Source organism: Streptomyces sp. JK94, assembly GCF_053613315.1.
Genome location: NZ_JBSICH010000012.1, coordinates 215,770 through 227,427, shown reverse-complemented (window position 1 = coordinate 227,427; position 11,658 = coordinate 215,770). Strand labels below are relative to the sequence as shown.

Annotated in this window: 9 protein-coding genes and 2 pseudogenes; 2 read left to right on the top strand and 9 right to left on the bottom strand. The window is 71.9% G+C overall.

Going from position 1 to position 11,658, the window contains the following annotated elements:
• Nucleotides 1–78: 78 nt before the first annotated feature.
• Nucleotides 79–516, bottom strand: a complete 438-nt coding sequence (locus ACVV2G_RS13015; protein WP_453842831.1) for a group II truncated hemoglobin — start codon at nt 514–516, stop codon at nt 79–81.
• A 147-nt stretch (nt 517–663) separates the two neighbouring features.
• Between ACVV2G_RS13015 and ACVV2G_RS13010 the strand changes: the two genes are divergently transcribed.
• Nucleotides 664–1,260: a YdeI/OmpD-associated family protein gene (locus ACVV2G_RS13010; RefSeq protein WP_453842830.1), complete on the top strand. Its 597-nt coding sequence runs from the start codon at nt 664–666 to the stop codon at nt 1,258–1,260.
• A gap of 279 nt (nt 1,261–1,539) precedes the next feature.
• On the opposite strand, the gene ACVV2G_RS13005 is transcribed toward ACVV2G_RS13010, so the two are convergent.
• Nucleotides 1,540–2,490 carry an alpha/beta hydrolase family protein gene (locus ACVV2G_RS13005; RefSeq protein WP_453842829.1) on the bottom strand — a complete coding sequence of 317 codons (951 nt, stop codon included), beginning with the start codon at nt 2,488–2,490 and terminating at the stop codon, nt 1,540–1,542.
• Between the two features lie 122 nt (nt 2,491–2,612).
• Between ACVV2G_RS13005 and ACVV2G_RS13000 the strand changes: the two genes are divergently transcribed.
• A complete protein-coding gene (locus ACVV2G_RS13000) occupies nt 2,613–3,020 on the top strand; it encodes a MerR family transcriptional regulator (RefSeq protein WP_453842828.1) in 408 nt (135 codons plus the stop codon).
• Nucleotides 3,021–3,221: 201 nt separating this feature from the next.
• Here ACVV2G_RS13000 and ACVV2G_RS12995 read toward each other — a convergent pair.
• From ACVV2G_RS12995 to ACVV2G_RS12965, 7 genes and pseudogenes are all read right to left on the bottom strand, one after another.
• Nucleotides 3,222–3,776, bottom strand: a pseudogene (locus tag ACVV2G_RS12995) (peptidase C39 family protein); the annotation flags it as partial.
• A pseudogene (locus ACVV2G_RS12990) lies at nt 3,770–4,684 on the bottom strand (iron chelate uptake ABC transporter family permease subunit); the annotation flags it as partial. The pseudogenes ACVV2G_RS12990 and ACVV2G_RS12995, both read right to left, overlap by 7 nt.
• A 344-nt stretch (nt 4,685–5,028) precedes the next feature.
• The gene (locus ACVV2G_RS12985) at nt 5,029–6,108 is read right to left on the bottom strand and encodes an Ldh family oxidoreductase (protein ID WP_453842827.1); all 1,080 of its coding nucleotides are present in this window, start codon (nt 6,106–6,108) and stop codon (nt 5,029–5,031) included.
• A gap of 19 nt (nt 6,109–6,127) precedes the next feature.
• Complete coding sequence (locus ACVV2G_RS12980; RefSeq protein ID WP_453842826.1) at nt 6,128–7,837, bottom strand: thiamine pyrophosphate-dependent enzyme; 1,710 nt, start codon at nt 7,835–7,837, stop codon at nt 6,128–6,130.
• Between the two features lie 13 nt (nt 7,838–7,850).
• A complete protein-coding gene (locus ACVV2G_RS12975) occupies nt 7,851–8,711 on the bottom strand; it encodes an amidohydrolase family protein (protein ID WP_453842825.1) in 861 nt (286 codons plus the stop codon).
• A gap of 165 nt (nt 8,712–8,876) precedes the next feature.
• Entirely contained in the window at nt 8,877–10,076 is a 1,200-nt protein-coding gene (gene lhgO / locus ACVV2G_RS12970; RefSeq protein ID WP_453842824.1) for an L-2-hydroxyglutarate oxidase, read from the bottom strand.
• Between the two features lie 35 nt (nt 10,077–10,111).
• Entirely contained in the window at nt 10,112–11,560 is a 1,449-nt protein-coding gene (locus ACVV2G_RS12965) for an aldehyde dehydrogenase family protein (RefSeq protein WP_453842823.1), read from the bottom strand.
• Nucleotides 11,561–11,658: the final 98 nt, after the last annotated feature.

Genomic DNA, 11,658 nt, shown 5'->3' with positions numbered 1-11,658 from the left:
TCGGCGGATGACACGGGGACGGGCTCCGCGGGCTTCAACGCTCCCCCTCGTCTCGGTGGTCGGTCCCAGCGGTGCCGTTCACCACTGCCAGCGGCCCAGCACCGGGTACGGCGGCTGGAGCATGGGGTGGTCGTCCTCCTGGGAGGCCTTGGTGGTGAAGCCGGCGGCCTTCTCGACGTTGCGGGTGAACGCCTCGCGGAAGCGCTCGTCGTCGGGCAGTCCCACCTCGTCGGCGGCGCCCAGCAGCAGGGTGACGAACCGGTCGCTCTGCTCGGGGGTGATGCGCATCCCGGCATGGGCCCGCAAGAGCGCGATGAAGCCGCCGAGTTCGCCGGTGTAGCGGGCGGGGCCGCCGAGCATCTCGGCGAGGAACGCGGTGAGGTGGTCGGCGTGGTACGGCGATCCGGCACGGAACAGGTCGCCCAGCAGCGGGTCCGCCAGCACCAGGTGGTGGAAGTGCTCCGCCAGCCGGCGCAGTGCCTCTTCCCCGCCGACGTGCTCGTACATCGTCGTCATGCGTCCGCCCTCCGGTGTGCCGCTCGACCAGCGAGGACGGTACGCCGGGGCGGTCCGGGCCGGCTGCTCAACTTTGTGCACGGCCGGACGGGCCGCCGTCGGGCCCCGGTCGGCCGGTCGTTGACCCGTTCCCGGACGTGGGCTTTCATGGCGACCATGTCTGAGGGAACGCGTAAATCGCCAGATCCGGTCCTGTCCTTCGCCACACAGCAGGAATGGGAGGAGTGGCTCGATGAGCACCACGAGGACACGCCGGGGGTCTGGTTCCGGATCCCGAAGAACGGCTCCGGGGAGGAGGGCGTCGACTACGCCCACGCGCTGGAGTCCGCCCTGTGTTACGGCTGGATCGACGGGCAGAAGAAAAAGCAGGACGAGCAGCACTGGCTGCAGCGCTTCACGCCCCGGCGGTCCGGCAGCAAGTGGTCGAAGGTGAACCGGGAGAAGGCCACCGAACTGATCGAGGCCGGCCGGATGCGGCCCGCCGGGCAGCGCGAGGTGGACAAGGCGAAGAAGGACGGCCGCTGGGAGGCGGCGTACGCGGCGCAGAGCAAGGCGACGGTGCCTGCCGACTTCCAGGCCGCCCTGGACGCGGCGCCCGCGGCCCGTGATTTCTTCGCCACCCTGGACAGCCGCAACCGCTACGCGATCCTGCACCGGGTCGAGGACGCCAAGAAGCCGGAGACTCGCGCGGCCCGCATCGAGAAGTTCGTCGCCATGCTGGCGGAGGGGAAGAAGCTGTACTGACCGGCGCCACGCACGGGTCCGGCCGGCAAGGGCCCTGGCCTCGCGCTTTCGCCAGGTGGGGTGTCCGAAGTTTGATCAAATAAGCGGAAAGCGCTCCTGACCTGCAACGATGGGACTTGTCGAGGGTCCTGTTGGCTGCATGGGAAGAAGCACTCTCCAGGTGAAGCGCTACCGCGTCGTGTTCGACCTGCCACCGGAACCGCTGGAGACGATCCCGCGGCAGCTCTCGTTCGAGGGCCTCGTCGAACCAACCTCGTGGGACGACACAGCCAGAGGCAGTCAGAGGGCCCGCTTCGACTCCAGCCGTCCCAGCGGATGGGCGTCACCGGCGAGAGCGGCCCGCGCCGTTTCCCAGTCGGTGTCGTCGACGCCGGTGACGTGGCGCAGGTAGGTAAGGGTGACCTGCTGGACGAGGGCGACGCGCGCGGGGTTCTCGTCGGTGGTCTCCGCCGCCTCGTAGCCGGCGATGCCGCCGAGGGAGTGCTGCCCGCCGTAGACCGTCAGCAGGCTCTTGTCGCCGCCGGCGAGGGTGTAGGGGTCGGTCGTCCAGGACGGCCCCCGGGTGGAGAGGGGGAGTTCGTCCTTGTCGCCGGCGACGACGAGTCCGGGCGCGGTGATGTGGGAGAAGTCCTGCTCGCGCAGCCAGGGGGCGTTCTCCAGGGCGAAGGGCGTCAGATCGTCGCCGCCCTTGCCGGCCGTGGCCAGCTGGACGCCGGCCATGACCCGGGGGTCGGACAGGTCCTCCCAGTGTCCGGTCCGGGGGTCCTTGACGCGCAGCCCCAGGAGGACCCCCGCAGTCTGGCCGCCGAAGGAGTGTCCGGCCGCGACGACGCGGCTGCGGTCCACGCGGCCGGCCAGGCCGGGCACGGACGACTCCAGGATGTCCAGTGCGTCGAGGATCGTCTTCATGTCCTGCACGCGGTGGTGCCACAGATGAGGCCTGCGGGGGTCGTCCGCGGCGAGGCCGAGGCGCCTGGAGTCGAGGTGGGTCGCCTGGAGCACCACGAAACCGTGGGAGGCCCAGTGGTCGGTCAAGGGCGCGTAGCCGTCCAGGTGCGAGCCGAAACCGTGCGCGAACAGCACGATCGGCAGCTCGGTACCGGTGACCGGTGCGGAGACGCGGACGTGCAGGTCCTCGCCGCGTCCGGGGGCGGGCAGCACGACCGGTCGGACGGACACGGAGGGGGTGGGCTCGGGGCCGGTGAGGCCGGTCGCCGGGTATGTGGTCATCACATGGCTTCTTCCTTGGAGAGAACCCCCGGCGAGGCGTACGCCGGGACGACCCGGTTACGCTAAAACCTGACGTTGACGTCAGAGGCAAGTCGTGGAACGGCTGCCGCACAGGAGGGGTTGTGCGCATCGGAGAGCTCGCCGCCCGGACCGGCGTCAGCGTCCGGGCCCTGCGGTACTACGAGGAGCAGAACCTGCTCGGCGCCGAACGCAGCCCCAGCGGCCAGCGCCACTACCTTGAGAGCGCGGTCGACCGGGTCAGGCTGATCCAGCAGCTCTACGCCGCCGGGCTGTCCAGTGGGACCATCGCCGAGCTGCTGCCGTGCGTCGTGGACGGCCGCGCCACTTCCGGCCTGGTCGAACGGCTGGCGGCGGAGCGCGAGCAGGTCGACCGGCGCATCACCGACCTCCTGCACACCCGGGACCGGCTCGACTCGGTCGTCACCGCCGCCACCGCCAACCTGCACACCGGTGCCTCCTGCCGCCGGGAAACCGCCCGCAGGGCCGCTGAGGCCGGCCCCGGCCGGTGAGCCGGGTACGGGCCCGGTAGCCGTACGGCAGCCCCTGGCCAGGCCATTTCGTGCGGATCAGCAGGTCGCCGGTGCGGGTGTGCCGTCGGCTGATGTGCAGTGGGCGCGGATCGAGCCGTTGCTCCCGGACCGGACGCTGCTGGTACTCAGCGGCTCAGTCGTCGCGCGAGGGGGCCGGGACGCGTGGTGGTGGTCGTCAGGTCAGTCAGGCTCACCGGGGATGGTCACGGCGCCGCGGAAGCCGTCCGGCGCGTGGGCGGACATCGTGTCGAGCGTGGTGTCCGGGACGGGCAGCAGGTGGGCGTCGAGCCAGGTGTCCCCCGTCGCCGTGTTGGCCCATGGATCGTCGATCACGAGGGCGCCCGGCACGGCGCCGTGACAGAGCACCCAGTGTGGTACGTCGAACCCCAGCATCGTGTCGAGCGAGATGAGGAGCAGTACGTGTGCCCGGCGTTCGACCGCGGCACGGATCGCGGTCATGGGCAGGTGGTCCGGGTCGACCGGGAGACCGGTCCGTTGCGCCTCCGTGCGCGAGGCCCGCTGGAGGATCGCGCGCCACTCCCGTTCGTGTTCCGGCAGGTGGCCGAGGAGGACGGGCCGGTCGGTGTCGAGGTGGACCGTGACGGGGGACGACGGCCGGGCCCGGCGTACGGCGACGCCCAGTCCGACGGGTTCGCAGGAGGGGAAGTTGGTCGCGTCGCGCCACAACGACAGCTCCGCGCGGCGGTCGAGTGCCTCCCGGGACACCTTGCGCGCAGGACGGCGTCGGCGAGGAGGACGAGCAGCGCGCCGACCAGTCCGGCCGCCGGAACCGCGTACAGGTGCCGGCGCAGTGCCCGGAGCCGGTTCGCGATCAGGCGGACCAGGACGGGGGCGCCGAGACCGACGAAGGAGATGGGGCCAGCGAGCGTCACCGCCGTACTGGTGAGCAGGACCGCGCAGAGGACGGCGGTGACGCGCGTGGTGCGGATCGGCACGCCGAGGGTGGACGCGGTGTCGTCACCGAGGTTCATCACGTCCAGCCGCCGGGACAGGGCCAGGGCGAGGCACAGCACTCCGGCCACCAGCGGCCACGCGCGTACCGACGCGTCGATGTTCAGCTGTGCGAGCGAACCGCTGCCCCAGGCGAAGAGGCCGGTCGTGTTCTGGTTGAACAGGATGAGGAGCGTGCCCGTCGCCGCGTCCAGCGCCATCGCCATCGCCGATCCGGCGAGGATCAGCCGGGTGCCGGAGGTGCCCGCGGCGCGGCCCGCGAGGAGCAGGACCAGTGCCGCCGCGAGCAGGCCGCCGGCGAAGGCGACGGCCCCCGACGCCCACAACGGGACGGTCAGGCCGAAGGCCGTGACGAGGGTGAGGGTGAAGTAGGCGCCGGCCGTGACCGCGAGGGTGTCGGGTGAGGCGAGGGCGTTGTGCGTGACGGACTGGAGCAGTGTTCCGGCGGTGCCGAGGGCGAAGCCGACCGGGCAACGGGACGGTACCGGCGCTGACGCCGGTGCGCCACAGGAGCGTGCGCACGGCCAACCAGGCGGTGCGCCTGCCGCCGTCGGGCCGGGGAGCGCCACCAGCACCGCACCCACGAGCCACCAGGCCGGGTCATCGGGGAGGAACGCGATGCTCGCCGCCACCGCCCTCACCGACGCCCCCGTGGCCGATCTCCATGTCAGGCCCTGGGGAGCCGTCGCCTCGGGGGATTGTCGGGTGCCATCGGGAGGCTGCGTGGCGTCAGTGCAGTCGGCGGGGGCAGCGGTTCGTTGGCCGGGGCGGTGCGGAACGACTGGAGCAGATGGGCCACCAGACGGCGCGCGCACGCCCGACGGCCGGCGCTCGGTGTCGGTGGTCGCACTCGCCTTCGTCATCGGGCAGCGCCGCCGGCACGGGTGAGGGCACCCGCCGACGAGCAGCAGGTGCGTCCCGCCCGCCCCTCGCCCGCCCCCGCCGCACGCGTCCGGTGGAGGAGGTCGCCGGCCGTCCCCCCTTGCGTTCGGCCGGCGACGTACGGTCCCCCGGGTCAGGCGGCGTCGGGCGGCGTGATGCCGAACCTCTCGGCGGCCTGCGCGAGTTCGCTCCACACCTTCGGCGCCACCGGCACCCCGTTCGCGCCGCGTTCCGCCGCGACGGCGGCGCTGCGCTCGCCGGGGTAGTACACGCCGGAGGCGCCCTCCGCCACCGGCAGGCCCTTCAGCGTGTCCAGTGTGGTGTCGACGGCGCCGGTGAAGTCCTCGGCGCTGCCGCCGAAGGCCGCCGGGTCGACGGCGATCAGCAGGGCGTTCTGGCGGTGCTTGCGGCCGGCCGGGTCGTCCGAGTGGAAGGCGGAGAAGATCGGCGCGCCCACCAGGACGCTGGTGAGCAGCTCGAAGGCGAGGGACATGCCCGACCCCTTGGCGCCGCCCAGCGGCAGCGGCATGGTCGCCAGCGCGGGGTCGGTGGTGGGAGTGCCGTCCTCGGCGGCGGCGGCGTTCTCGGGCAGCGGCGTGCCGTTCGCCTTGGCCTGGCGGATCTTGCCCAGGGCGATGGTGGCCGTCGCCATGTCGAGGAGGAGCGGGGCGTGGCCGGCGGCGGGGACGGCGATGGCGAGGGGGCTGGTGGCGACCGCCGCACCCTTGACGCCCGTGTAGCCCATGTTGGGCATGCCGGCCACGAAGCCGAGGCCGACCAGGCCCTGTTCGGCGATCCGGGAGACGTAGTAGCCGATGGCGCCGGTGTGCACGGTGCGGCGTACGCCGACGGAGGCGATGCCGTAGGTGCGGGCCCGCTCGACCGCTTCGTCGGCGGCGGCGCTCAGCGCGACGGGGCCGGGGGCGCGGTCGGCGTCGATCACGGCGGCGGCCTGGGTGGTCGACTCGACCTTGAGTTCGGGGTGCGCGTTGGCCACGCCCTTGGCGAGGAGGTCGAGGTAGGCGGGCACGCGGGCCACGCCGTGCGACTCGACGCCGCGCTGCGCCGCCCAGACGAACACGTCGGCGGTGGTGCGGGCGTGCTCGGCGCTCAGGCCTCCCTTCTCCAGGAGGGCGGCGGCGAAGGTGCGCAGCTCGTCGGCGGGGACGCGGACCTTGCCCGGCTTCGGGGCCGGGATCGGAGTGTCGGTCATGGTGCGTAGGTCTCCTGGGTCAGCGGGTGACGAGGACGTCGACGACGGCGGTGGTGCCCTCCGCCACGGCCTTCAGCGCGCGCTCCAGGGCGGGCGCGAGGGCGTCGGTGGTGTCGACGGTCTCGGTGTGCATGCCGAAGGGTTCGGCGAAGGCCGCGAGGCGGGGCAGGCGGTGCAGGTCGGTGCCGAGCCACTCGCCGGTCTCGGCCGCCGCGCCGTCGGGGTAGAAGCGCCGGTGGTTGAGGTTCATCGACTTGTAGACGCGGTTGTTGAAGACCACGATCAGCACGGGCAGGCCGTAGGTGTTGGCCGCGTCGTACGACTGGATCACCGGGTTGTAGGTGAACGCGCCGTCGCCGACGGTGAGGACAACCGGGCGTTCCCCGGCCGCCAGTTTGACGCCGAGCGCGACCGCGATGCCCTGGCCGAGGCCGCCCTGGACGTAGAAGTACGAGTCCGGGGCGTCGGTCCGCAGGTGCCGCTTGACGGCCTTGCTGTGGGTGATGGTCTCGTCGACGACGATGCCGTCCCGGCCGGCCAGCAGCTTACGGAGGGTGGCGGCGACCAGCACCGGGTCCACCCCTTCGGACTGCTCGGCCCTCGCCTCGGCGGCGGTGGCGGCCGCGCGTTCGGCGGTGTGGCGTTCCTCCTGGGCGGCGCGGCGCGCGGTGACCGCGGCCTCGTCCAGATCCCTCGCCCGCTTGGCGAGCTGGCGCAGGGTGTTGGCGACGTTGCCCTCCAGGTAGACGTCCGCGAAGAGCACCTGGTAGACGATGTGCGGACGTTGCGGCACCTGGTCGATGACGACGATCTTCGCCTTGGACGGCTTCCGGCTCGGCGGGTAGAACGGGGCCCGGCAGTTGACCAGGAGGATCAGGTCCGCCTCGTCCATCCAGGGCCCGATGTCGCTGCCGGCGTGGAGGGGGTGGGTGCGGGGGAAGTTCGCGCACACCGCCGAGTCCGGCTCGACGACGGGGATGTTCCACGCCTCGGCGAAGGCGACCAGGGACTCGAAGCCGCCCGCTTCGCGGCCGGCCGTCTCGGTGACGACGACCGGGTTCTTCGCCTCGCGGAGCATCTGCGCGACCGGCTCGACCTCCTCGGGCGAGGAGTGCATGGAGCCCGGCTTGACGACGGGCTTGGCCTCGCGGCCGTCCCAGTCCTCCAGCAGGATCTCCAGCGGGATGTTGAGGTAGGCGGGGCCCGCCGGGGCCCGCCAGGCCAGCTCCGCCGCCCGGGTGATCATCGTGGGCAGGGTGCTGATGTGCGCGGCCTCGTTGGCCCACTTGGTGAACGGCTGGGCCACGTGGTGCGGGCCGCCCACGATGGACAGGTTGCGGTACCACTGGCCGCCCGGGTCCTGGCCGGGGCCGTCGCCGTACGTGGTCGACTCCGAGGAGGTGACCACCATGGGGACGCCGGCCAGCAGCGCCCCGTGCACGGCCATGGAACCCTGGAGCAGGCCGGGGGCGGCGTGCAGCAGCACACCCTGGGGGCGGCGCTCGACCAGCCCGTAGCCGGTGGCCATGCCGACCGCCACCGTCTCGTGGGTCAGGTCCAGGTACGTCGGCGCCGGTTCGCCGTCGCGGTGCCGGCGGGCCAGCGACTCCCACACCGGGGCCCACTCGGACCCCGATGAGCAGAAGATGTAGTCGGCGCCGACGGCGTTGAAGGCGGAGACGACGGCGTCACCGCCGTCGGCGCCCGGCCTGTTCTTGCTGTCCGTCATCTCGTGTGGTTCCTCAGCCCTCGTACGGCCAGTTCAGGACCTCGGAGATACCGCGGCCCATCATCCATTCAAGCTCCTCGGGCGTGAAGTCCCAGTGCTTGGTGAACTGCTCGATCGTGTCGGTGTAGGTGATGCCGTGACCCAGCAGGCGGGTGATGTCGGTGCCGTAGAAGCAGCGCTGCGGGCCCATCTTGTCGACCATCTCGCGCACGTACTTCTGGATGTTCATGTTGGGGAACGGCTGCGTGGAGTAGCCCGGCAGCGCCGAGACCTTCACGTAGATGTTCGGGTGCGGGGCGAGGTCGGCGGTCTCCTGGACCCAGTAGCCGATGGCGTCGTCGACGCAGCGGGCCATGATGCCCATGTGATCGATGATGATCTTCAGCTCGGGGTGCTTGGCGGCGATCTCGCCCAGCTCCCGCTTCCAGATGGGCGCGTGGACCATCGTGGGGATGCGCAGTTCCTCCGCGATCGGCCAGTACCAGTCGTTGGTGCCGTCGATCATCCAGTTGCGGTCCTGCGGGCGGTGGAAGGTGAGACGGGTGCCCTTGACGTGCGGGTTCTGGGCGAAGTCCTTGAGCATCGCGGTGCCCTCGGCCTCGTTGTCCTGCGGGACGCGGGCCATGATGCCGAAGCGGTCCGGGTGGGCCTCGCACGCCTCCAGGGCGTAGTCGATGCGGTTGCCCTCCCAGGACGGCGGGAGGATCAGCGCGCGGTTGACGCCGGCCTCGTCCATCAGCTCCAGGGCCTCCTCGTACGAGAAGGGGTCCTCACGGTGGCCGTTGAGGCGGATGCGCTCGCGGGCGCCCGGGACCCAGGGGCGGTCCGGGGTCTCTTCCTTCCAGATGTGGATCTGGGTGTCGACGACGAACATGTCGTGGGCTCTCTTTCTCGTAGGGGGGGTGGTGCGGTGTCGCGGAAGGAACGCTAGGCGGGTACCGGGGCCTTGCAGAGAGCCCGGGATGCAAGCTGTTGTTGCGCGGAAGTACGCCGCACGCAGGGGGTTCTCAGATTGCGCGGCAGGTCGTGCGGCACGCTGTCACGCGCCTGCGAAGACGGCGTCGGCGATGTGCTCGGCGATCGCCATGGAGGCGGTGGCGGCCGGCGAGGGGGCGTTGCGCACGGCGGTGATCCGGCCCACCTGGTGGATGCGGAAGTCGTCCACGAGGGCGCCGTCCCGGTCCAGCGCCTGGGCGCGGACGCCCGCTCCGCCGCGTACCACGTCCTTCGCGCCGACACCGGGGACGTAGCGTCCCGCGTCGCGCATGAAGGCCGTGGCGGACAGCGAGCCGCGGTACTCCTTGACGCCGGTACGCCAGTGCTGGGCCGCCATCCTCCAGGTGCCGGGGTAGGCCGCCAGGCCGAGCAGGTCCTTCGGGGAGATCCTGGCGAGTGTGTACCCCTCCCTGGCCAGGGCCAGCACGGCGTTGGGGCCGACCTCGACGGTGCCGTCGACCCGCGGGGTGAAGTGCACGCCGAGGAAGGGGTAGCGCGGGTCGGGCACCGGGTAGATCAGGCCGCGCACCAGGTGGGCGCGGTCGGGTTTGAGCAGCATGTACTCACCCCGGAACGGGATGATCCTCGGTTCGTGCTTGTCCTGCGCGAGTCTGGCCACCGAGTCGGACTGGAGGCCGGCGCACAGGATCAGCCGGTCGGCCTTGACGCGCTGCTGTCCGGAGGCGACCTCGATGCCGCCGGGAACGCTGGTGATGCCGGTGACGGGGAAGCCGAGCTTCACCTCGCCGCCGGAGCCGGTGATGTCCTTGGCGAACTCCCGGGCGATCGCCGGGTAGTCGGTGATCGCGGTGCGCGGCGAGTGCAGGGCGGCGATGCCGCCGGCGTGGGGCTCCAGTTCCCTGATCTCGTCCTGGGAGACCCTGCGCAGGTCGGGCACGTGGTTGTTCCTCGCCCGCTGGTAGAGGTTCTCCATGCGGCCCAGCTCGTCCCGGCGGACCGCCATGACCAGCTTGCCGATCTCCCGGTAGGGCAGCTCGCGTTCCTGGCAGTACTCGCGCAGCAGCGCCACGCCGCGGACGGTCAGGTCCGCCTTCAGGCTGCCGGGCGTGTAGTAGATGCCGGCGTGCACGACGCCCGAGTTGTGGCCGGTCTGGTGGAGCGAGACCTCCCGCTCCTTTTCGAACACCACGACCCGGGTGCCGGGGCGCCTCAGCGCGATCTCACGGCCCAGGGCCAGACCCACGATGCCGGCGCCGACGATGCCGATCGTCTCGTCAGCCATCGGCATCCTCCTCTCTCATGACGTGCACGGCGTGCTCAGGCACCGAAGTGGACGGCGACCGTCTTGACGCGGGTGGAGAAGCGCAGGACCTCGTCGCCCTGCTCCTTGTAGCCCGTGCCCGAGTCGTGGAAGCCGCCGAAGGGCAGGTGCACGTCCCAGCCCGGAGTGGGGTGGTTGACCGCGATCTGGCCGCACTCGGCCTCGTCGACGAAGCGGTGGGCGGCGCCGATGTCGCGGGTGAAGACGGCCGCGGCCAGTCCGTACACGGAGTCGTTGACCGCCTCCACGGCCTGCGCGAAGCCGTCGACGGCGCGGACGGCCAGGACCGGGCCGAAGACCTCGTCCCGCCAGACGGCCATCTCGGGGGTGACGTCGCCGAGCACGGTCGGCCGGACGTAGCAGCCGTGCGCACGGTCGCCCTCGGTGTCGGCGCCGCCGCCGGTGAGGACCCGGGCCCCCTCCTCGACCGCCCTGGCCAGGTCGGCGAGGACGCCGTCGCGCTGCTTGGGGCCGGCCAGGGGGCACAGGGTGGTCGCCGGGTCGCTGCCCGGTCCGACGGTGAGCTTCTCGACCTCCGCGACCAGCAGGCGCGTGAACTCCTCGTACACCGGCCGTTCGACGACGACCCGGCTGGTGGCGGTGCAGCGCTGTCCGGCCTGGCCGAAGGAGCCGGCGGTGACGGTCTTCGCCGCGGCGGCGAGGTCGGCGTCCTTGAGGACGACGGAGGCGTTCTTGCCGCCCAGCTCGCCCTGGAAGCGGACGTTGCGGTCGCCGAGGCGGCGGCGGATGGAGTTGCCGACCTCGTTGGACCCGGTGAAGGTGACGGCCGCGATCCGCGGGTCGTCGAGGAGGGCCTCCTCGATCTCGCGGGTGCGTCCGGTGACGACGTTCAGCACACCGGCCGGCAGGCCCGCGTCGTGCAGGGCGCGCGCGAAGTGCAGCCCCGACATCGGGGTGTCGGTGGCGGGCTTGAAGACGGCCGCGTTGCCGGTGGCGAGCAGCGGGGCGAGCTTGCGGGCCGGGGTGATCAGCGGGTCGTTCCAGGGGCTGATCACCAGGATCACGCCGATGGGTTCGCGTTGGGTGTGCGTGCGGGTGTTCGGACGGGCGTCGTGCAGGAGGGTGCCGTAGCCCTGGCGGGCGAGGCCGGCGTAGTAGTCCAGGAAGTCGGCGGCCTTGCCGGCTTCGCCGCGGGCCTCCGCGACGGTCTTGCCGTTCTCGGCGGTGACGTCGGCGGCGATCTCGTCGAGCCGCTCGCGGAGCAGCCGGGCGGCGTCGGTGAAGACCCGGGCACGCTCGAAGGGACTGGTGCGCTTCCAGACGGTGAAACCCTGCTCGGCGTGGTCATAGGCCCGGGTGACGTCCTTCGCGGACAGGGCCGGAATCCGGGCCACGGGGGCGCGGACGTCGGCCGGGTCGTGGACGTCGATCCACTCGCCGGTCGTCACCCACTCTCCGCCCAGGAGCGTTTCCAGGTTGCGCATCAGATCACTTCCTTCGTCGACCGCGGTATCGGTGACCGCGGTCCCAACGGGTCGGCCGTGCAGGGCCGGAAGCGACAACACACCATGCGGGGCCGGCC